Source organism: Thalassospira permensis NBRC 106175 (genome assembly GCF_000714555.1).
GTDB classification, from domain to species: domain Bacteria; phylum Pseudomonadota; class Alphaproteobacteria; order Rhodospirillales; family Thalassospiraceae; genus Thalassospira; species Thalassospira xiamenensis.
The window spans coordinates 57,598-80,519 of the sequence record NZ_AUNC01000023.1 but is presented as its reverse complement, the minus strand read 5'-3'; the positions used below and the strand labels follow the sequence as shown (position 1 = coordinate 80,519).

The 22,922-nt window shown below is 54.5% G+C and carries 19 protein-coding genes; 10 read left to right on the top strand and 9 right to left on the bottom strand.

Annotated elements, in window-relative coordinates; genetic code table 11:
* Positions 1 to 4: 4 nt before the first annotated feature.
* Entirely contained in the window at positions 5 to 970 is a 966-nt protein-coding gene (locus tag SMB34_RS12245; protein ID WP_037990454.1) for an ABC transporter permease, read from the bottom strand.
* 115 nt (positions 971 to 1,085) lie between these two features.
* Entirely contained in the window at positions 1,086 to 2,105 is a 1,020-nt protein-coding gene (locus SMB34_RS12240; protein ID WP_037990451.1) for a sugar ABC transporter substrate-binding protein, read from the bottom strand.
* 195 nt (positions 2,106 to 2,300) lie between these two features.
* Between SMB34_RS12240 and SMB34_RS12235 the strand changes: the two genes are divergently transcribed.
* From SMB34_RS12235 to lpdA, 8 genes are all read left to right on the top strand, one after another.
* Positions 2,301 to 3,350 (top strand): LacI family DNA-binding transcriptional regulator, encoded by a 1,050-nt coding sequence (locus SMB34_RS12235; protein WP_051682276.1) that lies wholly within the window; start codon positions 2,301 to 2,303, stop codon positions 3,348 to 3,350.
* 156 nt (positions 3,351 to 3,506) lie between these two features.
* Entirely contained in the window at positions 3,507 to 4,631 is a 1,125-nt protein-coding gene (zapE, locus tag SMB34_RS12230; RefSeq protein WP_007089201.1) for a cell division protein ZapE, read from the top strand.
* A 586-nt stretch (positions 4,632 to 5,217) separates the two neighbouring features.
* On the top strand, positions 5,218 to 6,168 hold the full coding sequence (gene mdh / locus SMB34_RS12225; RefSeq protein ID WP_007089203.1) for a malate dehydrogenase: 951 nt from the start codon (positions 5,218 to 5,220) through the stop codon (positions 6,166 to 6,168).
* Positions 6,169 to 6,306: 138 nt separating this feature from the next.
* The gene (gene sucC / locus SMB34_RS12220) at positions 6,307 to 7,536 is read left to right on the top strand and encodes an ADP-forming succinate--CoA ligase subunit beta (RefSeq protein ID WP_258547382.1); all 1,230 of its coding nucleotides are present in this window, start codon (positions 6,307 to 6,309) and stop codon (positions 7,534 to 7,536) included.
* 2 nt (positions 7,537 to 7,538) lie between these two features.
* A complete protein-coding gene (gene sucD, locus SMB34_RS12215) occupies positions 7,539 to 8,414 on the top strand; it encodes a succinate--CoA ligase subunit alpha (protein WP_007089205.1) in 876 nt (291 codons plus the stop codon).
* Positions 8,415 to 8,483: 69 nt separating this feature from the next.
* Positions 8,484 to 11,396 (top strand): 2-oxoglutarate dehydrogenase E1 component, encoded by a 2,913-nt coding sequence (locus SMB34_RS12210; RefSeq protein WP_037990445.1) that lies wholly within the window; start codon positions 8,484 to 8,486, stop codon positions 11,394 to 11,396.
* Between the two features lie 105 nt (positions 11,397 to 11,501).
* The gene (odhB, locus tag SMB34_RS12205) at positions 11,502 to 12,779 is read left to right on the top strand and encodes a 2-oxoglutarate dehydrogenase complex dihydrolipoyllysine-residue succinyltransferase (RefSeq protein WP_037990442.1); all 1,278 of its coding nucleotides are present in this window, start codon (positions 11,502 to 11,504) and stop codon (positions 12,777 to 12,779) included.
* 24 nt (positions 12,780 to 12,803) lie between these two features.
* A complete protein-coding gene (gene lpdA / locus SMB34_RS12200; protein ID WP_007089208.1) occupies positions 12,804 to 14,210 on the top strand; it encodes a dihydrolipoyl dehydrogenase in 1,407 nt (468 codons plus the stop codon).
* Between the two features lie 159 nt (positions 14,211 to 14,369).
* Here the strand turns inward: lpdA and SMB34_RS12195 are convergent, their stop codons facing one another.
* Genes SMB34_RS12195 through dctP form a run of 5 tightly spaced genes read right to left on the bottom strand, consistent with a single transcriptional unit; the run spans position 14,370 to position 18,575 of the window.
* Positions 14,370 to 15,365 (bottom strand): alpha/beta hydrolase, encoded by a 996-nt coding sequence (locus SMB34_RS12195; RefSeq protein WP_051682275.1) that lies wholly within the window; start codon positions 15,363 to 15,365, stop codon positions 14,370 to 14,372.
* A complete protein-coding gene (locus SMB34_RS12190) occupies positions 15,358 to 15,714 on the bottom strand; it encodes a hypothetical protein (RefSeq protein ID WP_037990439.1) in 357 nt (118 codons plus the stop codon). Before SMB34_RS12190 ends, SMB34_RS12195 begins: the two co-directional genes overlap by 8 nt.
* Before the next feature lie 13 nt (positions 15,715 to 15,727).
* The gene (locus SMB34_RS12185; protein ID WP_084716588.1) at positions 15,728 to 17,008 is read right to left on the bottom strand and encodes a TRAP transporter large permease; all 1,281 of its coding nucleotides are present in this window, start codon (positions 17,006 to 17,008) and stop codon (positions 15,728 to 15,730) included.
* Positions 17,009 to 17,024: 16 nt separating this feature from the next.
* Positions 17,025 to 17,528, bottom strand: a complete 504-nt coding sequence (locus SMB34_RS12180; protein WP_037990437.1) for a TRAP transporter small permease — start codon at positions 17,526 to 17,528, stop codon at positions 17,025 to 17,027.
* A 30-nt stretch (positions 17,529 to 17,558) separates the two neighbouring features.
* The gene (gene dctP / locus SMB34_RS12175; RefSeq protein ID WP_037990434.1) at positions 17,559 to 18,575 is read right to left on the bottom strand and encodes a TRAP transporter substrate-binding protein DctP; all 1,017 of its coding nucleotides are present in this window, start codon (positions 18,573 to 18,575) and stop codon (positions 17,559 to 17,561) included.
* Positions 18,576 to 18,698: 123 nt separating this feature from the next.
* On the opposite strand from dctP, the gene SMB34_RS12170 reads away from it, so the two are divergent.
* Together SMB34_RS12170 and SMB34_RS12165 are read left to right on the top strand one after the other, a co-directional pair.
* Positions 18,699 to 19,664: a LysR family transcriptional regulator gene (locus SMB34_RS12170; protein WP_037990432.1), complete on the top strand. Its 966-nt coding sequence runs from the start codon at positions 18,699 to 18,701 to the stop codon at positions 19,662 to 19,664.
* Between the two features lie 959 nt (positions 19,665 to 20,623).
* Entirely contained in the window at positions 20,624 to 21,070 is a 447-nt protein-coding gene (locus SMB34_RS12165) for a methylglyoxal synthase (protein WP_007089211.1), read from the top strand.
* Between the two features lie 4 nt (positions 21,071 to 21,074).
* Here SMB34_RS12165 and darG read toward each other — a convergent pair whose 3' ends face one another.
* A complete protein-coding gene (gene darG / locus SMB34_RS12160) occupies positions 21,075 to 22,115 on the bottom strand; it encodes a type II toxin-antitoxin system antitoxin DNA ADP-ribosyl glycohydrolase DarG (protein WP_037990430.1) in 1,041 nt (346 codons plus the stop codon).
* Positions 22,112 to 22,912, bottom strand: coding sequence for a DUF4433 domain-containing protein (locus SMB34_RS20700; RefSeq protein ID WP_051682274.1), 801 nt, complete (start codon positions 22,910 to 22,912; stop codon positions 22,112 to 22,114). Before SMB34_RS20700 ends, darG begins: the two co-directional genes overlap by 4 nt.
* Positions 22,913 to 22,922: the final 10 nt, after the last annotated feature.

Here is a 22,922-nt window from a genome sequence, read left to right as displayed (position 1 = left end):
CCGGTCACAGACTATGTCCGGCCGCGCGCGCCAGTTTCTGGTTGAAAATGACGGCGATAATCAAAACGATCCCGACAAAGGTCATGAACCACGAGGATGGAGCGCCCAGCGCAATCAGCTCATATCGGAAACTCACAACGATCAGCGCGCCAAGAACGGCACCAAGCAAGGACCCGCGTCCCCCCGATAGAAGACAGCCGCCAATAACGGCTGCGGCGATTGCCTCCAGTTCCAGCAATTCTCCGAGTGTGACATGGGTTTGAGGACGGTCTGCAAGGGTCACAATCCCGGCAAAACCGGCAAGCAGCGAACAGATCACAAAGGCGATCGTTTTGGTCCTGTCTGTTTGAACACCTTGGGATTTGGCGCTGTCGAGATCACCGCCAGCCGCCAGCAAATGGTTCCCGAACTTCGTTCTCCATAGCAGAACGCTTAGAATTGCAAGAAGCACAAGCAGCCAGAAAAGCGAGGCTTCAAGCCCCAGAAACTCCCCACCCAGCATTCGGGTAATCCAATGTGATCTGGCTTCTTCCGGAAATGCGCGGACAGAACCGCCCGTCCAGACATAAATGATCCCGCGGACAGTAAACAAACCACCCAGCGTGACAATCATCGACGGCAGGGCGCCTTTCAGTACGGCCATTGCCTGAAGAAAACCGATCAATGCCGAAATCAGAAGTGCCGCAACAATTGCGCCTGGAACACCGAGGCCGGGTTGCAATGTGATGAAGGCGATACCCGCAAGGCCATAAACCGATCCAACAGACAGATCGATTTCCTTGGACATGATGACCAATGCCTGGCCCATCGCGATCAACCCCAATATTGAGGCAAAGTGCAGCACGTTGGTGACGGTCTGAACTGTCCACCAGCCGTCAAAATCAATGACCGTAAAGACGGACAGCATTAACGCGACACCGACGACAGCACCAAAACCGGCACCGCGAGAAAGAGAGGTCGGAAAAAACATGGAAACTTACTTTCGGCACATTACCTGTGGCTGGACATTCGAACACACGTATCGGGCATCATCCGGACCGAAACGGCACGAGCTGGCAGTTTCGGTCCGGCGCTATCATGCTCGGTTACCAGGTGTTCTGTTCGTCGTACGCATCGCCGAAAATATTGCGTACCAAGCCTTCCCAGTGATCAATGTTCTCGATGTCGACAACGATCGGGCCGGTCAGGATATCAGACTGCGGCTCATACCCCAGTTCATGTTTCCAATAGAGCCATTCCATTGGCGCATAGCCCTGCAACCAGAAGCCCTGACTGTTGGTCGCCAGAACATGCCCCGCCTTAATACCAGCCAAGGCAACAGGGCTCGCATCCACCGTAATGATGGTCACGCCCTTGTCATCGACATCAGGAGAAAGCCCCATATCGTTTGCAACACCCCAGGCCCAGGGAGCAGACCAGCTTGCAACAGTGAAAATGTAGTTGGTGTCAGGGTTGGCCTGAAGATATGACTGCAAGGTATTGCGTGCAGTCGCTGGCTCTGCGGAAATAAACAGCTCCTCAAACTCTGCCCCGGCGGCCTCCATGGCATCCTTCATGCCAGCACAACGGGCCTTCAGCCCCTGATGGGCGGAGTCATGAGTTGCGCAAACTACGCGTTTGGGGGCCGGCAGGTCGGCTCGGGAAAGCGCATATTCGCCCAGCTTCTTGCCGGTAAGATATTCATCGCCACCGACATAGGTAAGATAGGGAATACGTTCGCCTTCCGGGCGGGGGTCCGGAATGTTGAAAGCAACAACCGGGATGCCCTGTTCAATTGCTTTGCGCAGTGGCACCTCAAACGCATCGGTACTGACAATGGGCACCGCGATGCCGTCCGGCTTCGTGGCAATTGCCTGTTCAAGCAGTCGCACATGCTCCTGAACCGAGTAGTTATTGGTCGAGATATATTCCGTTTTGACGTTCGGATACTTTTTCTCGAACTCCTCAAGCGAGAGCGTCAGCCATTTCATATTCGGATCATTTGATCCGATATGCGACACCATAACAAAGCGATAGTTGTTTTCGGACTCTTGGGCCGTTGCTGTTTGCGGTGCTGCCATTGCCAGCATGGCACACGCTGCCAGCGCATTTATAACCTTTTTCATGTTGGTATCCTCCCGATATTTGATTTTTATTGATGGATAACGAAGACATCAAAACACATCTTTAAAAATCAAATAATCAGAAAATCGCTCTATTTTGATTGAAATCACATCAAAATAGAGCCGATAATTGGTCCCACGCTGTATCGAATCGATATTCACATTGACGTGATGTTAGTTTCAGGAATAATCCATCAAATGGCTGATAAAATTGATGCGACCGACATTTTTGATGAACGAGGCAATTGGCGATCCCCCACGATCACCGAAATCGCACGCGCTTCGGGCTGCAGCACAGCAACCGTTGACCGGGTTCTGAATGAAAGACCCGGCGTACGCGAAGTCACACGCAAACGGGTGCTTGATGCCCTCTCATCTCTGACGATTGAAAGCCCAACTGACGCTTCATCCTGCTTGAAAATCGCGTTTCTCTCGGACTCTGGCGCAGCATTCAATCAGTCGCTGAGGGAAGGTGTTAATGCCTATCAGGCTGCTTACCCCAACCTCGAACTATCCTTCTATTCTGTTCTGACGACAGAAGTTAAACCCGTACAGTTTGCCCAACAGATCGAGCGAATTTCACAGGATGTCGACGGTCTGGTTTTGGTCGCGCGCGAAGACTTGATAATCAATCGAGCCGTTCGCGCAGTATCAGCGCGCGGCGTGCCTGTCGTATGTGTAACAACTGATCTGCCGAATTCCCGGCGAATAGCCTATATCGGCAACGATCAAACCGGAGCAGGCTCGACGGCAGCATGCCTCATGGGAACATCGATCAGTTCTTCCAACAGCAGAGTTTTGCTTGTCATTAGCGCCCCGTATCGTTGCCAGGAAGAACGTGAACTGGGCTTCAGACGGGTTCTTCGCTCAGAATACCCATCCCTGACGGTAGAAGAGCGCGTCAGCAGCAATGATGATTTCGAATATTCCTACAGGAACGTCCGAAATTATATTCGTGATCACGGCCCCCCTGGCGGCATTTATAATGTAGCAGGTGGCAATACGGGGATCGCGGAAGCTTTACGTGATGAGGGGCTTAGTGGCGAAGTGACGTTTATTGGCCACGAACTTAACAGTAACTCCAGAATCCTCCTCGAAACAGGTGGAATGGATTTTGTAATCGGCCACGATCTGGATCGGGAAATCAGCTTCAGTATCGAATGCTTGCGTGCAAGCCTCAAAAAACAGGATCTTCCCAACATTCCGTCAATGCCGGTTCGCATTTTCACGAAATATAACTGCTTCTGAATGTCATCTTTTGCGGCACGGGACACTTCTGCACATCGCGCAAACTGGGGCCAGGTCCCAGCCATGCGACACAGCCTTGTTGCATTGCAAAGCAGCTTGGCGCTATGACTTTGACCATCCGCCCTTATTCACCTTCACTGCATGACGAGATCCTTGATGACCGACGGCCCGCTTTCACGTTACCGCGCGAAAATCACCGCGGGCGAACTGTCCCATGATCCCATGCAGGAACTCTGTGCCGAAAAACTGCAAAGCCTGTTCAAGGCGCTGAACCATTACGAACCGCATACCGGGTCGGGCGGCTGGCGCGAACGGTTTGGCCTGACGCGCCGCCGCGAAGAACCCGAACCGCCGCAGGGCCTTTATATTTACGGCGAAGTCGGGCGCGGCAAATCGATGCTGATGGACCTGTTTTACGAAACCGTTGCCGTGGATCGCAAACGCCGGGTGCATTTCCACGATTTCATGCAGGACGTGCATGATCGCATGCACCGTTTCCGCAAAACCAAATCAAAGGACGATGCCGACCCGATCCCGCCAATTGCCAAGGATCTGGCCAATGATGCGTGGCTTCTGTGTTTTGATGAAATGCAGGTCACCGACATCACCGATGCGATGATTCTGGGCCGCCTGTTCGAACAGCTTTTTGATCATGGCGTGGTGATTGTCACAACGTCCAACCGCATGCCCGATGATCTTTACAAGGACGGCCTGCAACGTCAGAACTTCCTGCCCTTCATCGACATGATCAAACAGAAACTTGATGTGCTCGAACTCGCAAGCCCGACCGATTACCGCATGCGCAATCTGACGGCGGCCGATGTCTTCCTGTTCCCGGCAGGTCCCGATGCGAAAGCGAAAATTGACGAGATGTTCGCAACCGTCACCGAAGGTGCCCGCGTCGCCCCCGACAGCCTGACCAACAAGGGCCGCAAGATCGAAATTTCCGCCGCCGGGGCTGGTGTGGCGCGCTTCACCTTTGACGAACTTTGCACCAAGCCGCTCGGACCGGGCGATTACATCGCGATTGCCACCCATTTCCATACCATCGTCATCGACCTGATCCCGAAACTGCCGGACTCGCGCCGCGACTGGGCCAAACGGTTCGGAACCCTGATCGATGCGATGTATGAACATAAAACCAAGCTGATCTGTGCGATTGAATGCGATCCGTCGGAAATCTATACCGACGGCGATTATTCGTTTGAATTCCAGCGCACCGTGTCGCGCATGACCGAAATGCGCAGCCAGGAATATCTCGACATGCCGCATCTGACCTGACCCATCTGACGCCCCATCTGATGCCCCTGTAGTCCGGGCGAATTTGAACGCCTCAAAAACGACTCCACCCGCACGGCTTCAATGATGGCACAAAAAATCACCAGCAGGTGCGGGTTGGCATGCCGATTCTTGCGTCTGGCGTGCATTTGTCTTTGCAAAAATGCAGAATCTGCCTGAAGCACGATTTCCTCATGCACCGCCTGCCGCATGGCAGATGGCCGTTTCCTGCAAGGCTTGACGTCAAAAGATAAGATCATGCGCATCAATTCGCGGCAAAAGCGCGACCTGCCTTTCCTTTAGGCAGCGCCAAGGCGCAAACAGGCTTTGGTTTTGCTGCCGATTTGCATTTATTCGCATCTGCAACATGATTGGTTTTTAAGCGTTTAGACAATAGTTGCAACAAACCGGGAACCGGCGGTTTTCCTCGTGAAAACAGCGGCGTTTCCCCTTGTAAAAGCGGCCGAATCAGTTTACGACACTCGGTGTTTACGAACGATTCTTTCGCGTTCGCAGGTTTAAATTTTCAATCGCGCTCCCAAGTTGAGTTTCGACGCCTCGGAAGCGCAATAGGGAAGAAGGTAACGGAATGGCCCGCAACAAGATCGCGCTCGTCGGTGCCGGCAATATTGGTGGTACTCTGGCCCACCTCGTCGGCCTGAAAGAGCTTGGCGACGTCGTCCTTTTCGACATCGTTGATGGCATGCCACAGGGCAAGTCTCTCGACATTGCTGAATCCTCCCCCGTCGACATGTTTGATGCCGACCTCAAGGGCACCAGTGACTATAAGGACATCGCAGGCGCTGATGTCGTTATCGTGACTGCCGGTGTGGCCCGCAAACCCGGTATGAGCCGTGATGACCTCATCGGCATCAATACCAAGGTCATGACCCAGGTTGGTCAGGGCATCAAGGAACATGCCCCGGACGCATTCGTCATCGTCATCACCAACCCGCTTGATGCGATGGTCTGGGTGATGCAGCAGGCAACCGGCTTCGATCCGAAAAAAGTTGTCGGCATGGCTGGCGTTCTGGACTCTGCCCGCTTCCGTTACTTCCTCGCCGAAGAATTCAATGTATCGGTCAAGGATGTCACCGCCTTCGTTCTGGGCGGTCACGGCGATACCATGGTCCCGTCGATCCGTTATTCGACCGTTGCCGGTATCCCGGTTCCCGACCTGATCAAAATGGGCTGGACCACCCAGGAAAAGATCGACCAGATCGTTCAGCGCACCCGTGACGGTGGTGCTGAGATCGTCGCTCTTCTCAAAACCGGTTCCGCTTTCTACGCCCCGGCTGCTTCGGCAATCGCGATGGCCGAAAGCTACCTGAAAGACCAGAAACGCGTCATGCCGGTTGCTGCTTACCTTAGCGGCGAATACGGCGTTGACGGCCTGTATGTCGGCGTCCCGGTCGTTCTGGGCGCTGGCGGTGTTGAACGCATCGTCGAAATCAACCTCGACGAGTCCGAAAAGGCAAACTTCGACAACTCCGTGAACGCAGTTCGCGGCCTCGTCGAAGCTGCCAAGGGCATGCTCTAAGATCGCGAAGCGGGCTGGTCAGTGACCGGCCCGTTTTTCATTCATTGTCGTTATTATAACGTCAATGAACGCGGGCCTCGCAACAACGTCCCGTTATGAAGCAGGGACATTGAAACCACGATTTCTGACCCACAGGAAATCGTACGGAAGGCAAGAAAGCGACCGAACATGAATATTCATGAGTACCAGGCGAAAGAAATTCTTCGCAAATACGGTGTGACCGTGCCGAACGGCAAGGTTGCATACACCGCTCAGGAAGCCACCGAAGCGGCCCAGTCCCTGGCTGGCCCGGTTTACGTGGTGAAATCACAGATCCATGCAGGTGGCCGCGGTAAAGGCACCTTCAAGGAAGCAACCGCTGGCGATAAGGGCGGCGTTCGCGTCGTCAAAAGCGTCGAGGAAGTCGGCACCAATGCCGGCCAGATGCTCGGCGCGACCCTGGTCACCCACCAGACCGGCCCGGATGGCAAGGAAGTCAAACGCGTCTATATCGAAGAAGGCTGCGACATCGCACGCGAACTTTATCTTTCGCTGCTTGTTGACCGTGCCACTTCGCGCGTGATCTTCATGGCCTCCACCGAAGGCGGCATGGACATCGAGGAAGTTGCCGAAGCAACCCCGGAAAAGATCGTCACCGTTGACATCGATCCGGCTGCCGGTTTCTCGGGCTTCCATGGCCGTAAACTCGCATTCGCACTGGGCCTCGAAGGCAAACAGGTTTCCAAGGCCGTCAAATTCATGACCGCCATGTATAACTGCTTCCTCGAAACCGATGCCGCCATGGTTGAAATCAACCCGCTGGTCGTTACCGGTGATGGCGACATCATCGCGCTTGATTGCAAAATGAACTTCGACGACAACGCGCTGTTCCGTCATCCCGACATCGAAGAACTGCGCGACGAAGACGAAGAAAACCCGGCCGAGCTCGAAGCTGCAAAACACAGCCTCAACTACATCAAGCTCGACGGCACCATCGGCTGCATGGTCAACGGCGCAGGCCTTGCCATGGCAACCATGGACATCATCAAGCTTTATGGCGGCGCACCGGCAAACTTCCTTGACGTTGGCGGCGGTGCCACCAAGGAACGCGTGACCACGGCCTTCAAGCTGATCCTGTCTGATCCGAATGTCGAAGGCATCCTGGTCAACATCTTTGGCGGTATCATGCGCTGTGACGTGATCGCAGACGGCGTTGTGGCAGCAGCCCGCGAAGTCAGCCTGAACGTTCCGCTGGTCGTTCGCCTCGAAGGTACGAATGTCGAACTTGGCAAGAAAATCCTCGAAGAATCGGGTCTGCCGATTGTTTCGGCCGATAACCTTGCCGATGCCGCCGAAAAGGTGGTCAAAGCTGTGAAGGAGGCCGCGTAACTATGGCTGTTCTCGTCGATAAAAACACCAAAGTTATCTGCCAGGGTTTCACCGGTTCGCAGGGTACCTTCCACAGCGAACAGGCAATTGCCTATGGCACCAAAATGGTTGGCGGCGTGACCCCGGGTAAAGGCGGCACCAAGCACCTTGACCTGCCGGTCTTCAACACCGTTGACGAAGCGGTCCATGTGACCGGTGCCAATGCATCGGTGATCTATGTTCCGCCGCCCTTCGCGGCTGATGCGATCCTTGAGGCCATCGACGCCAAAGTCGAACTGGCTGTCTGCATCACCGAAGGCATTCCGGTTGCCGACATGGTTCGCGTCAAGCGCGCCCTTTCGGGTTCGAAAACCCGTCTGGTCGGTCCGAACTGCCCGGGTGTCATCACGCCGGACGAATGCAAGATCGGCATCATGCCGGGCCACATTCACCGTCGCGGCAAAATCGGTATCGTTTCCCGTTCCGGCACGCTGACCTACGAAGCAGTCGCACAGACCACCGCCGCAGGGCTGGGTCAGTCGACCTGTATCGGTATCGGTGGTGACCCGGTCAACGGCACCAACTTCATCGATTGCCTTGAACTGTTCCTGAATGACCCTGAAACCCAGGGCATCATCATGATCGGTGAAATCGGTGGTTCCGCCGAAGAAGAAGCATGCGAATTCCTGCAGGCTTCCAAAGTCAAAAAGCCGGTTGCTGGCTTCATTGCCGGTGTCACCGCACCTCCGGGTAAACGCATGGGCCATGCCGGTGCGATCATCTCCGGCGGTAAGGGCACTGCGGATGCGAAAATGGAAGCAATGCGCAGCGCTGGTATTCTTGTTGCCGATTCCCCGGCAAGCCTTGGCTCGACCATGCTCAAGGCTTTGAACGGGTAATCAGGGTAGTCAGAGGAAAGGCAGGGGGAGGCGTGGTCTCTTTCGGGACCATGCCTTCCAAGACCACAAATGAAACCTCAAGATATCGACACGATTCTGAACGAGTCGAACGCAACCTACATCGCTGAACTTTATGCCCGGTATCAGAGCAACCCAACTGCGGTTGATCAGAGCTGGGCCGAGTTTTTTGACGGGTTGCAGGACGACGCCTCCGATCTCCTTGCCGAAATGCAGGGACCCAGCTGGCAGCCGCGGGAAACCAAGGTTGTTGGCGGTATGGAAGGTTACGACGTCTCACAGGGCCACGCCGAACGTCCCGCCAATGGCGGTTACGCACCGGCGGCCCACGCCGCACAACAGACCGCGCCGGTCAGCTCCGACGCCATCCGTGCCGCGGCACATGATTCGATTCGCGCCCTGATGCTGATCCGCTCCTATCGCGTGCGCGGCCATCTCGAAGCGAATCTTGATCCGCTGGGCCTTGCCCCGCGCGATCCGCACCCGGAACTCGATCCGAAAACCTATGGCTTCACCGAAGCCGACATGGATCGCCCGATCTACATCGCCAATGTTCTTGGCCTTGAAACCGCGACCGTTCGTCAGATCGTATCGTTGGCCCGCAAAACCTATTGCGGCTCGATCGGCATCGAATTCATGCATATCCAGGAACCCGAACAGAAATCCTGGATTCAGCAGCGCGTCGAAAGCATCGGCAACCAGACGCAGTTTACCGCACGCGGCAAGGAAGCCATCCTTGAACGTCTGGTCGAAGCCGAAGGTTTCGAAAACTATCTGCACACCAAATATGTCGGCACCAAGCGTTTCGGCATCGACGGTGGCGAAGCCCTGATGCCGGCCCTTGAACAGATCCTCAAACGCGGCAGCCAGCTTGGTATCCGCGAGGTCGTGTTCGGCATGCCGCACCGTGGTCGTCTGAACGTTCTGGCCAACGTCCTGAACAAACCGTTCCAGGCGATCTTCTCGGAATTCATGGGCAACCCGTCCAAGCCGGACGACGTGATGGGCTCTGGTGACGTCAAATATCACCTTGGCACGTCCGCTGACCGCGAATTTGACGGCAACGTTGTTCACCTGTCGCTGACCGCGAACCCGTCCCACCTCGAAGCGGTAAACACCGTCGTTCTGGGCAAGGTCCGCGCCAAACAGGCACAGCGCAAGGACACTGCACGCGAACAGGTCATGGGTATCCTCCTTCACGGGGATGCGGCCTTTGCCGGTCAGGGTCTTGTCGCTGAAACCTTCGATCTGTCGCACCTCAAAGGCTATCGTACCGGCGGTACGATCCACTTTGTCGTCAACAACCAGATCGGTTTCACCACCAAGCCGTCCGATAGCCGTTCTTCGCCTTACTGCTCGGATATTGCCAAGGTCGTTCAGGCGCCGATCATCCATGTCAATGGTGACGACCCCGAAGCCGTGGTTCACGCCGCACGCATCGCGACCGAATTCCGTCAGGAATTCAAACAGGACGTTGTCATCGACATGTTCTGCTATCGCCGCTTTGGCCACAACGAAAGCGACGAACCGGCCTTCACCCAGCCCAAGATGTATGACGTGATCGGCAAACACCCGACCACCAAGGACATCTACGCCCAGAAGCTGGTCAAGGAAGGTCTTCTGACCGAAGAACGCGTCAAGGAACTGGATCAGAAATTCCAGAGCCACCTTGACGACGAATTCAAGGCCTCCGAAGCCTATCGCCCGAACAAGGCAGACTGGCTCGAAGGCAAATGGTCGGGCCTCGCCTCCTCGCACGGCGAAGATGCGGACTGGACCGGTCAGACCGGTGTGGAAAACGACTTGTTGCAGGAAGTTGGCCGGGCGCTTTCGACCCCGCCCAGCGACTATGACATCAACAAGAAAATCCTGCGCCAGCTCAAGGCCAAGGCCAAGATGTTCGAAACCGGCGAAGGCATCGACTGGGCAACCGGTGAAGCCCTCGCCTTCGGCACCCTGATGTGCGAAGGCACACCGGTGCGTCTGTCCGGTCAGGATTGCCAGCGCGGCACCTTCTCGCAGCGTCACGCAAAACTGGTCGATCAGACCAACGAGGCAAAATACACCCCGCTCAACAACATCCGTACCGGCCAGGCCGAGCTTGAAGTCCTCAACTCGCCCCTGTCCGAAGCCGGTGTTCTGGGCTTCGAATATGGCATCACCCTTGCCGAACCGCATTCGCTGGTTCTGTGGGAAGCCCAGTTCGGTGATTTTGCCAACGGTGCACAGGTCATCATTGACCAGTTCATCAGCTCGGGCGAAGCCAAATGGCTGCGCATGTCGGGTCTGGTGATGCTGTTGCCGCACGGTTACGAAGGTCAGGGCCCGGAACACAGTTCCGCCCGTCTGGAACGGTATCTGCAGCTTTGTGGTGAAAACAACATGCAGGTGGCCAACGTCACGACCCCTGCAAACTATTACCACATCCTGCGCCGCCAGATCCGCCGTTCGTTCCGCAAGCCCCTGATCCTGATGACGCCGAAATCGCTTCTGCGTCACAAACAGGCGGTCTCCTCGCTGTCCGAATTCGGACCGGGCACTGTCTTCAAATCAGTGATCAGCGAAACCGGCAAACTGACCGATGCCAAAAAGGTCAAACGCGTCGTCCTGTCGGCGGGCAAGGTCTATTACGATCTGCTCGCTGAACGCGAAAACCGCGGGATTGACGATGTTGCCCTGGTGCGCGTCGAACAGCTCTATCCGTGGCCGGCCAAGGAACTGGCAGAAGAACTTGCCAAATATCCCAATGCCGACGTGGTCTGGTGTCAGGAAGAACCCGAAAACATGGGGTCCTGGTACTTCGTCGATCGTCGTATCGAAGGCGTGCTGTCTGAAATCAAACACAAGGCCGGACGCCCGATCTATGTCGGTCGCAAGGCTGCCGCGTCCCCGGCAACGGGCTTGCTCAAGGCTCACCTGCGCGAACAGGCCGAACTGGTCGATGCCGCGCTGAGCGTAAAATAACTTTATCGGACGGGCGGGAAACCGCCCGTTCGACCCGCACATTCAGAATTCATTCGTATTCGGGCAGGCCCAAACTGTCTGATTGAAAAAACGGTCGAGGAAAAAATGGCGACTGAAGTTAAAGTTCCCACGCTGGGCGAGTCTGTTACCGAAGCAACAATTGCGAAATGGTACAAAAAAGTCGGTGATGCAGTTGCAGCCGATGAACCGATTGTCGAACTTGAAACCGACAAGGTCACCGTCGAAGTCAACGCACCGGTCGCTGGTGCGATTGCCGAACTGGTCGCCCAGGAAGGTGACGAAGTCGAAGTCGGCGCCCTGATCGCCATGATCAAGGAAGGTGCCGAAGGCGCTGCTCCGGCCAAGGAAGAAAAAGCCGAAGCCAAGGAAGAGCCAAAGAAAGAAGAGCCGAAAAAAGAAGAAGCCAAACCGGCTGCTGCCCCGGCAGCAAGCGCACCGGCGGCTTCGACCTCGGCCAATGCCGATCATCCGCTGCCGCCTGCCGTTCGCAAACTGGTCGAAGACAAAAATCTCGATCCGTCGAAAATTCCGGCATCGGGCAAAGACGGCCGCCTGACCAAGGGCGACGTTCTGAACTTCCTCGAAAATGGTGGATCGGCGCCGCGCGCAGCGGCTGCTGCACCGGCGGCACCTGCTGCACCGAAGCCCGAACGCGAACTGCGCGAAGGCGAAGAACGCGTCAAGATGTCCAAGCTGCGCCAGACCATCGCGCGCCGCCTGAAAGAAGCCCAGAACACCGCGGCCATGCTGACCACTTATAACGAAGTGGACATGACCAACCTTCTGGCCTGCCGTAATCAGTACAAGGACGGCTTTGAAAAGAAACACGGCGTGAAGCTCGGCTTCATGTCCTTCTTCATCAAGGCCTGCACCACGGCGCTTAATGAATGGCCGGCGGTCAATGCCGAGATTGATGGCAACAGCTTCATCTATAAAAACTACTGCGATATCGGCGTTGCCGTTGGTACCCCGCAGGGTCTGGTTGTTCCGGTGATCCGTTCGGCGGAAAAGAAAAGTTTTGCCGACCTCGAAAGCACGATTGTCGATTTCGGCAAACGCGCACGTGACGGCAAACTGGGCATGGATGAAATGACCGGCGGCTCGTTCACCATTTCGAATGGTGGCGTGTTTGGCTCCCTTCTGTCATCCCCGATCCTGAATGCGCCGCAGTCCGGTATCCTCGGCATGCACAAAACCCAGATGCGCCCGGTCGCCATCGACGGCAAGGTCGAAATCCGTCCGATGATGTATCTCGCACTCTCCTATGACCACCGTATCATTGACGGCCGCGAAGCCGTTTCCTTCCTGGTACGCGTCAAGGAATGCATCGAGAACCCGGAACGCATCCTGCTCGACATCTGATCAGACAAAAGGATCAAAGAACTCATGGCTGAGAACTACGACGTTGTCGTGATCGGTGGCGGTCCTGGCGGTTATGTTTGCGCCATCCGCGCCGCACAGCTTGGTCTCAAGGTTGCCTGCGTTGAAAAACGCGGCACCCTTGGCGGGACCTGCCTCAATGTGGGCTGCATCCCGTCCAAGGCCCTGCTTCATTCCTCCCACCTGTTCGAGGAAGCGACGGAACATTTCGATACCCATGGCATCGAAGTCTCCAAGCCGAAGGTCAATCTCGAAAAGATGATGGCCCGTAAGGACAAGGTCGTTGACAGCAATGTCAAGGGCATTGAATTCCTGTTCAAGAAGAACAAGGTCACCTACGTCAAGGGTGCCGGCGAAATCACCTCGCCGACCTCGGTCAAGGTTGCCCTTCTGGACGGCGGCGAAGAAACCCTGAATGCCAAGAACATCGTGATCGCCACGGGTTCGGAAGTCACCCCGCTGCCGGGTGTCGAGATCGACGAGAAAAACATCGTCTCCTCGACCGGTGGTCTGGTGCTCCCGAAAGTGCCGAAAAAGATGGTTGTCATCGGGGCGGGCGTGATCGGTCTCGAACTCGGTTCGGTCTGGCGTCGGCTTGGTTCCGAAGTCACCGTGATAGAATATCTCGACCGCATCCTGCCGGGCATGGACGGCGAACTGGTCAAACAGACCCAGCGCATCTTTGCCAAACAGGGCCTTGAATTCAAACTGGGCCACAAGGTCACCGGTGCGAAAACCGGCAAGTCTGGCGTGACGCTCACGGTTGAACCGTCCAAGGGCGGCGATGCCGAGGAAGTCAAGGCCGACGTCGTTCTGGTCGCCATTGGCCGCCGTCCGTTCGTCAAGGGCCTTGGCCTTGATAAGGTCGGCGTCGAACTTGATGATCGCGGTCGCGTCAAGACCGACGAACATTTCCAGACCAACGTGCAGGGCATCTTTGCCATTGGGGACGCCATCATCGGTCCGATGCTGGCCCACAAGGCCGAGGAAGACGGTGTTGCGCTGGCCGAAATGCTCGCTGGCGAAGAAGGCCATGTCGATTACGGCAAGGTCCCGGGTGTTGTCTACACCTGGCCCGAAGTCGCCGCTGTTGGCAAAACCGAAGAGCAGCTCAAGGAAGAAGGCGTCGACTACAAGGTCGGCAAATTCCCCTTCACTGCCAACGGTCGCGCCAAGGCAATGGAAAGCACCGAGGGCTTCGTTAAAATCCTCGAAGACAAGAAAACCCACCGCGTCGTCGGCGCACATATTGTCGGCCCGGCGGCTGGCGATCTGATTGCCGAGGTTGTGCTGGCGATGGAATACGGCGCCTCTGCCGAAGACATCGCCCGCACCTGCCACGCCCACCCGGCCCTTGGCGAATCCGTCAAGGAAGCCGCCCTGGACGCCGACAAACGCGCGATCCACATGTAATCCTGATTGGGAAAACCCGATCCGTGAAACGGCCGCTCCAATGGGGCGGCCGTTTTTTTATGTCCGCCGCAACACAAAAAAAAGAAGGTCCGCGATATATCATGGCGGACCTTTTATCTTGGATACGACACAATATCGTATGAAAGCTATATGATATGATTAATGGCCGGAATTTTTCGCCACCCATTCACTGACCATACCAGCAATTTCCGCACTGTTGTCATCCATCATCGGCACATGGCTATTGCCACGAATACCCTCCGCCGGAAGATCAAGCAGATCGGAAACACCGCCTTCATCCCGCAGCGCAGTCATAAAGCTGTCCGCCCCATCGCGATACTTTTTCCACGCCGGAACATCCTCAATATAATCCCCCCACACAAACAGATGTGGGATATGCGCGATGCCCGCCAGATCGTGCTTGCTCAGACTTGGCGCACCAGCCGGTTCGATCACCACAACGGATTTGATCAGCTCGGGCGCGCGCAACACCATATTCAGGGCAAACCAGCCACCCTGACTATGGGCCACAAGATGCACCGGGCCAACCCTGCGCAACAACGCCTCATAAGCCGCAAGGCTCTCCGCGTCATGGATCGACCAGCGCGGGACAAGCTGCGCGCCAAGCGCATCAACCCCCGACATCGGAAACCGCTGCCCATCGAACGCCTGACGTTTCGCCGGATCATCGTGATAGCCCGATACCGGGCCAAAACGATACATGCCCCAGCTTTCTTCCTTGGTGCGGAAAACAGGACCACTTTTGTAAATCTGCGGATAGGGCGACCATGACGCCCGACCCCGTTCGACCGCGTCGGTGACGATCACATCATATCCGTTTTCCAGAAACAGCCACTGCCATCCCGGTCGGCCATCCGGCGTTGTTTCCCACGTTACCCCCGTCATCGCCCCGCCATGCCAGAACATCACCGGCACTTCATGTTGCGGGTTCGCAAGCTTGACATGATTGGCATAAAGCTGCCCGGTAACATAGGATCCGTTAAGGTCCACCTCGCGCGTCACACCATCCCCGGCAACGCGCATCTGCAGTTTCGGCTGATCCTGCAATTTGACGACCTGACCGCCAATGTGAAAACTGTCAATCCCTGCAATCGAAACCGCATTTCGCGAACGGGTTCTGGCAACATTATTCATCCCCGCTCTCCTTGAAAATATCGGCTGCTGCGATGTCCGACGATTGCGTTGCGATCAATCGCACACGTACCGAACAATCATATTTTTCTGCCAGAAACGCACAAATCGCATCTGCGCATGCCTTGCGGATTTCGGCTGTCCGGCTGTCCGATGCCCGGTGCACCAGATGCGCAAGCATGCCACAGCCAACAACCTTTCCAATCGACGGGACAAACATGATCTGTTCGGTCCCCGCCGCCGGGGCAAGATACTTGTGAATAAGCCCCAGCAATCCTTCCGACGTTTCCTCCGAAGTACGGCTGATCGCATCAACCAGCCCCTCGGCAATCGTGACAGTAAGTATAGGCATAGAATTCTATCCGTTATCGACCATAGGCAAGATCAGGCAAGAACAGGCTGATCTGCGGGATGAATGTCACCAGAAGAAGCAGCAACATCAGGATCAGGACATAGGGCATGGTTCCCCGAATAATGGTTCCCATGTTCTCGCCCGAGATATTTTTGAGAATGAAAAGGTTAAGCCCGACTGGCGGCGTCAGAAGCGCCAGCTCCATGTTGATCACGACGATCAGACCAAAATGGACCGGGTCAATGCCAAGATGCTCGATAATCGGCAGGACCAGCGGCACAAAGATCAGAATGACCGAAATCACCTCAAGGAACATGCCAAGGATAAACATGACAACGTTGGCAAGGATCAGGAATTGCCATCCGGTCAAGCCGGTTGAATTAACGAAATCAACGATGGATCGGGTAATACCCGCACTGGTCAGCCAATGACCGAGCACCAGCGCCGACATGATGATCACGATGATCACTGCCGTCTGGCGAATGCCATCGGTCAAAACACCCGTGATGTCGCGTAATGACACGGCACGATAGACAAATACACTGACAATTAGCGCGACAAAGGCCGCCACGCCTGCGGCTTCGGAAATCGTCACCAGACCGCTGTAAATACCGCCCAGAACCAGGACCGGAATGGCAAGCGCTGGCAAGGCATTCCGGAAGCGCCGGAAGACTTCACCGGGTTCAAGCCTGTCTTCAACCGGCAACTGGTTTTTGCGTGCATACCAGACGACATAGCCAACAAACAGCAGCCCTTGCAGAAGTCCGGGAATCACCCCTGCCAGAAAAAGTTGCGGAACCGACGTTTCAGCAACCAGCCCGTAAATCAGCAACGGTAGACTTGGCGGGATAAGGATACCAAGAGTGCCGGCCGCTCCAACCGTTCCCACAGAAAAGCCGGCGGGATATTTCCGTGCTGCCATGGTCGGGATAAGTGCTGTTCCCATGGCCATTGCCGTCGCAACGGATGAGCCGCAGATGGCGGCAAAGAATGTCGTCGCGATCACGCAGATGATCGCAAGACTGCCGCGGCTGCGACCTGCGATCAGACTGGCAAAATCAATCAGCGCGCGGGTAATGCCACCGCGTTCCATAAAGGTCGCGGCGACCACGAAAAGCGGCACGGCAACCAGTGTTTGCGAATTGAGTTCATTGGCGAATTGCTGGGCAAGGGCGATCAGTGGTGTACCATCCACAAGCCAGCCGATCACTGCCAGACTGCCCAGAACCAGATAAATGGGAACCCCTGCCAGCAGCATCACGAAGAACAGCGCCAGCATCAACCAGATAATCATAAGAGAAATTCCTTTGTCAGGAAGCGGCTGGAGATACCCGCAACTCCAAGAGTTTGGATATCAGCAGAACCACATAGCGCAGCATCGAGGTTCCAAACCCGACAGGAACAGCAAGATAGAATACCCACATCGGAAATTGCAGCGAGCTGTCGCTGATTTCGCCAAACATCAGTCCGAACGAAACGACATCAATACCGGCCCAAAGAACGATCCCGCAGAACCCGATCCCGATCAAAATCGCAAAGACATCAAGCCACCAACGAATCAGGGGGGAAAACTGGTGATGCAGAAGGTCGGCACGGACATGTTTGTCTCGTGCAACCAGATGCGGCAGACTGAGCATCAAGGCCCATCCCACAAGATAGATCGTGACTTCACCGCTCCAATCCGTGAGGTGGGCCGGTGCGGCAAAACGCAAAACGGTCTCGACAGCGACCAGAATGATGGCGGCAAGCGCCATCACCCCGATCAAAGATTTCTCAAGACAGCTAAGAACGTTTGCAATGTTACGAAGTGACATTATCAAACAGTCCCAAATGGAAGGTCGAACTTAATTTGCGGCGGCTGCCACGGCTTGCGAAACTTCATTGATGAAGTCGGTATCCATACCCAGCTCATCAACAATACCCGGCTGAGCCGCCATTAGTTTTTCGCGCATTTCCGCAAGATCGACCGGATTGGGATCAACAGTTTCAATGCCGTGATCTGCATTGGTCTGACGGCTATCTTCCTGCGCTTTGGCCGCAACTTCGCGGACGTCATCAACCATTTCATCCCACGTATCGATCATCAACTGCTGCAAATCCTCAGGCAGTTTCGACCAGGCTTTCTGACTGATGATCGGGACATATTCGATAAAAGCCTGCTTGTCTTCGAAGGCATATTTGATACCCGCATCCCAAAGCTGCGAACTGGCAACACTTTCCTGAGTGGCCCAGATGGTCGATACAGCACCGGTCTGCAATGCCTGCGGCACATCCGACCAAGGAATTTGCGTCGGGTTGGCTTTGAATACCTTGTAACGTTCAAGTGTCGCAGCACCGCCCGGCACACGCACAATCTGCTCTTCCAGATCAGACGGCTTGGTCAACCGAAGATCGGTTGAAAAGACAGTTCCATAACCAAGGTCAAACGGGCGGCCAAGAACAACAACGCGAAGTTTGTCTTCGATCATCTTGTTCAGCTTCTTGCCGACCTCACCATCCACAACCTTGTAGATCACGTCCTTTTCCTGCCCATAGAACATCGGCAATAACAGGATACCCGTTTCCGGTACATATTTGGAAAGGTGCTGATGCGCCGGCGCGGCCATATCAATCGCACCCTGTGCCACAGCCGTCGCGACCATCGGGCCTTTGTATTTCGACGCGGAATCAAAAATACGCATTTCCAGACGACCGTCGGACTTCTCGTTCAGGACCTCCGCAAATTTGCGGAAGGAACGGTTACGCACATGGTTTGGCGAGGTATCAAGTGACACATCAATCGTGTAATCGGCGGCTTCCGCCTGCCAGGTAACTGCCGTCACCACAATAAGAGCTGCCGACAGGATCGCTGAAACTTTCAAGATATTTCCTCCTGATATTTTTTGTTTGTGTTTCGATCCGGACGCTAGCAGTCGTGGTATCATTTTTGTAATATATAATTATGAACCACCCATATAAAAAACATTATACCTTGATGGATTGCGATGAAACTTCTTCCACAACAGCTTAATTTGTCTCGGCTTTCTGCATTTGCCGTCATTTGCGAAGAAGGTAGCCTCAGTCGCGCATCGCTTCGATTGGGCATTGCCCAACCTGCGCTGAGCAACATGATCAAAAAGCTTGAAGAGGATCTCGGCACAAGGATTCTGATGCGTCACGCCCGCGGATCGACCCCGACACAGGCCGGTGAGGTACTACTCAAAGGCGCATACGAAATGCTTGCCATTGCCAATGCAACAATCAGTGCGGTTGGTACTGCCAATCAGGAACCCGAAGGCGACGTCGCGATTGGCCTGCCCGCAGCAACATCAACCGTTCTTGCCATCCCGCTGATCAAACATCTGCGCAACACCTTTCCAAAGGTATCCTTACGCGTTGTCGAAGCATTTTCAGGCTATCTATGGGGGTGGCTTCAGGAAGGAACCCTTGATTTCGCGATCTCGTTTGATCGGACCTCCCTGCCTGACATCGTCTGTCATCCGATTTGTGACGAGGAAATTTTTCTTGTCGGGAATCAGGAACTGATGCGCGATCTGCCCCAGAAAATCACACCCGAAATGCTGGGAAGCTTTCCGCTTATTTTGCCCTCCACCATCCATGGCATCCGCATGAAGGCACAGGCCTTTGCCGCACTCGGTAGCGGACTCGACATTCGAATGGAAATTGACGCCAGCACCCATCTGGTGAAACTGATTGCCAGTGGCGAGGGCTATGGGCTTCTGGCGAAATGCGCGATCTATGACGAACTGGCAAACCACACCGTCAAAGCCATCCCCTTATCGCCGCCGATGATCCGCCAGGTCTCTGTTTGTGCACAGCGGATCAAAATGAAGGACCCCGTGTTACTGCGCGTACTTGATGAAATCCAGAATGTAAGTCGGGACCTAATCGCCTCTGGCAAGTGGCCTGTGGTGGTTCCCCCGTCCCCGGAACGCGGCCGGGGACGATAGCAAACTGGCGCCTCTGGCGCGACGGCTCCCGCCAGACACCGAATCCGGGCTCTGAGCGAAACAAAACCCAAAGCAAGAACCACCGGCAACGAATAAGGGCTGAAACCAACCCGAAGCCCGACACATCCCAAAGTCACAACCAAAGCCCGCCACTTCCGCGAAGTCCACGCCGGAGGATCCCCGATGTTACGAGTGCCGATACTGCCGCTCTCGCGGCAGGTACCGCAGGTGCCAATGATGCCTACCGGGGGGGGGGCTGATGGCCGATGCGCTCACCGATGCTGGCCCTCCCACCGATGGCGACGGGGCTCCGCTGAACGCTCCTGCCACCACTCTCGCCAAATGCTGCGGCCTGAACGGAACTCACCCGTGTTGACCCACGCTCCGATCCCGGCACGGGCGTTATGACATCGCTGCCCGAACCACCCCTGCTCCGCTGCTGACCACTCGATCAGCATCCGGCGTCGCAATTTCCCAGCGCCCTTCCCTGCAGGCGCACCTCTCCCATTCTGCCTTTCCGGTTTGTCAAACTTTACGCCGCCGTTTCCCGGGCCGTTTCAATGCCCGGACGCACTCCTGCCGTAATGACTTTACCCCATACGGATCTTCCGCGCTTGGCGGTGATCGCCTGCTACTTAACCACTCAACATCGTCGCTTTTTCATCGCTGATTCCCCCTGTATTTACCGGTCTTACCCGACCCCGAAACGCAAAAACCCGCCAAAGCGAATCACGCTTGGCGGGTTATGTCTCCGGGCCCATTTGTCCTGTTGACTTTATCTTTATGCCACAAATAAAAGAACAAATCAAGAACATTTTGCAAAAATTTTCGCCGTCCGGTTCTGGCAAAAATTCTCGTTTATTTTCAATAAACTATGCCATCATATTGCCCTATGATGGACCGGTCCGCTAAGATCACCCGCCGGGATCGCCCGGATCAAGACGCAGGAGAAACCACCCATGACGCTTTCGATCGGACTTGTCGCCCACGACCGTCGCAAACGCGAAATGGCCGATTGGCTGGAAACCCACAAATCACAGTTTTCCGGCACCCGGATTTTTGCCACCGGCACCACCGGGCGCGTGCTTCAGGAACGCTTTCCCGACCTTGATATCGTGGCGCTTAAAAGCGGCCCGTTCGGCGGCGATCAGCAGCTCGGCTCGATGATTGCGCATGGCGAATTGCAGGCGATGTTTTTCTTCACCGACCCGATGACACCCCAGCCCCACGATGTCGATGTCCGCGCCCTGATCCGGCTGGCCAACATGTATGAAGTGCCGATTGCCTGCAACCGCAGCACCGCCGACCTTCTGATCAGCAACCCGAAATTCGAGGAAATCTGCGAACAATATCGCGGCCATTCCCCCGAACAGGTTTTTGCCGAATACCAGAACCGCAAGGTTTAGTGATTTACGCGCAGTTCAGTAAACCATCTTCCTGCAAGCGACCGTACGCCACACGTATTGTTTCATCGCTGAAGATGTTTCTTTTGTTCTCGTTCCAGCTGTTCATCTCTTTGATTACCATCTCAAGCGGATAGCAATTCTCATGATGTGCCAACCAATGAACCGAAGATAGAAGCTCCAGACCGTAAGGGCTCTCATAGCCCTGCACCAGTTTACCTAAACGATCAATAATACGATCTGCTGCATCGCTGGAATTCAGATACTCATCTGCAGCAGCATATCCGCTTGGCGTTACATGTGCCTGTCTATCGCCAGTTTGAAAACCGGCAATCATCTTATGATACTCAAGCGCGACAAAAGCCTTCTTCAAAGATTCTGAGTAAGGTCCGTGGAAATCCCGTGAAAATCTGAGGTTAAAATTCACACCAAAAGCCTGCAAAAAATACACTATTTTTTGCAGCGAAATTCGATCAAATGATCCGTCAAAATAGCGCTCCAAGTCACCCAGACTTTTAAGAAGCACTGCCCGCTCAAATGTCATCGCAAACTTGGAGTGACTATACTCCGGTTCATCAACCGCTTCTTTTGGATAAAACACCCGAACGTCAACATTCGAGAGATTTTCGAGCTTCTCAATGATTAACGGTTTTACATCAGACCAATCCAGCCCACCGTTTCCACATCCCAGCGGCGGAATCGCGATAGATTTGATGCTATAATTCTCAATCGCCTCGACGAGAGCATCCAAACCGCTCTCGACATAATCCAGCTTGGATTTAGCTCTCCAATGATCTTTCGTCGGAAAGTTGACCAAAAACCTGGGGCCATCTGTCGGGAAAAGTTGCTTTGTATCATAAACAAAAACTTTGCCGGGCCTTAGACCATTTGAAGAACATATTTTTTTGTATTCTTTATAGTTGTCCGGCCAACGCTTTTTAAACTCAAGAGCAACACCTTTCCCCATCACCCCGACGCAGTTGACCGTGTTCACGAGAGCATCCACCGCCTCGGAAAACAGGTCGCCTTTTTTGAATGAGAGGGTCATTGGTAGTAGCATCCGGGTTTTACATATATTGGGATATCCCAAACTGAGGCATCCATCATCTGCTCGAGCTTATCTCTTATCGTCTCTGATTTGACAATCAAGCAATCTATTAGGCAAAGTGGGACGGCGGAACGGACCAAAAACTCAGCCATACGCTTTTGGCTTCGAGTCATACGTTCTGGCGGATCGTCCATGCTTTTGAAGTATTGGCAAACACCATTGTACCCAAGCTCTTCGATTCTACCCTTGTAAGGATATTCGTCAAACATATCCCAATGAACATGTTCTTCCAAAGAATCCAAATCACCACATAGAACTGGCAATGGAGCATTTGAGTTTAAGGCGAAGTCGCTAAAACAGAAATCTAGCCCGCTATCACGGAAATTTTCAACCTTTGCAACCAGAAATACTCTATCTTCTTCGCAAGCAGGTCCTAAATTATCGCCTTCGGGGGACATCAAATCTACGTTCCCCCTAAAAATTGTAAAAGTGAATGATGTAATTGGAGAAAAATAGAATGGTACATAATCATTAACAACGCCACCATCAGGCATCTGGAACAGCGGACTCCCTCTTCGGTCAACTATGCTCTGATAGGAAGCTTGATGACACAGCTGAGGATGCTCATGATTTTTTGAGCGCACCTCTCCGTCAACCAAAAATACTTCAATATCTTTGTAATACACTTGGCGAAAAATAAATCTGTCCGGCAAATTAGCCCCCAGAGCTTCAGCAAAAAATGACATAACATCGAAACTTGCAATTACATTATCAAGCAACCCAGCAAAGCCAACCATAGCAATTTCT

Excerpts from the sequence above, each read along its gene's own strand:
- SMB34_RS12195 (WP_051682275.1), bottom strand. The coding sequence starts at position 15,365 with ATGAATAATGTTGCCAGAACCCGTTCGCGAAATGCGGTTTCGATTGCA.
- zapE (WP_007089201.1), top strand. The coding sequence starts at position 3,507 with ATGACCGACGGCCCGCTTTCACGTTACCGCGCGAAAATCACCGCGGGC.
- SMB34_RS12165 (WP_007089211.1), top strand. The coding sequence starts at position 20,624 with ATGACGCTTTCGATCGGACTTGTCGCCCACGACCGTCGCAAACGCGAA.
- sucD (WP_007089205.1), top strand. The coding sequence starts at position 7,539 with ATGGCTGTTCTCGTCGATAAAAACACCAAAGTTATCTGCCAGGGTTTC.
- odhB (WP_037990442.1), top strand. The coding sequence starts at position 11,502 with ATGGCGACTGAAGTTAAAGTTCCCACGCTGGGCGAGTCTGTTACCGAA.
- SMB34_RS12190 (WP_037990439.1), bottom strand. The coding sequence starts at position 15,714 with ATGCCTATACTTACTGTCACGATTGCCGAGGGGCTGGTTGATGCGATC.
- SMB34_RS12245 (WP_037990454.1), bottom strand. The coding sequence starts at position 970 with ATGTTTTTTCCGACCTCTCTTTCTCGCGGTGCCGGTTTTGGTGCTGTC.
- SMB34_RS20700 (WP_051682274.1), bottom strand. The coding sequence starts at position 22,912 with ATGGTTGGCTTTGCTGGGTTGCTTGATAATGTAATTGCAAGTTTCGAT.
- SMB34_RS12235 (WP_051682276.1), top strand. The coding sequence starts at position 2,301 with ATGGCTGATAAAATTGATGCGACCGACATTTTTGATGAACGAGGCAAT.
- SMB34_RS12240 (WP_037990451.1), bottom strand. The coding sequence starts at position 2,105 with ATGAAAAAGGTTATAAATGCGCTGGCAGCGTGTGCCATGCTGGCAATG.
- lpdA (WP_007089208.1), top strand. The coding sequence starts at position 12,804 with ATGGCTGAGAACTACGACGTTGTCGTGATCGGTGGCGGTCCTGGCGGT.
- mdh (WP_007089203.1), top strand. The coding sequence starts at position 5,218 with ATGGCCCGCAACAAGATCGCGCTCGTCGGTGCCGGCAATATTGGTGGT.
- SMB34_RS12185 (WP_084716588.1), bottom strand. The coding sequence starts at position 17,008 with ATGATTATCTGGTTGATGCTGGCGCTGTTCTTCGTGATGCTGCTGGCA.
- SMB34_RS12210 (WP_037990445.1), top strand. The coding sequence starts at position 8,484 with ATGAAACCTCAAGATATCGACACGATTCTGAACGAGTCGAACGCAACC.
- darG (WP_037990430.1), bottom strand. The coding sequence starts at position 22,115 with ATGACCCTCTCATTCAAAAAAGGCGACCTGTTTTCCGAGGCGGTGGAT.
- SMB34_RS12180 (WP_037990437.1), bottom strand. The coding sequence starts at position 17,528 with ATGTCACTTCGTAACATTGCAAACGTTCTTAGCTGTCTTGAGAAATCT.
- SMB34_RS12170 (WP_037990432.1), top strand. The coding sequence starts at position 18,699 with ATGAAACTTCTTCCACAACAGCTTAATTTGTCTCGGCTTTCTGCATTT.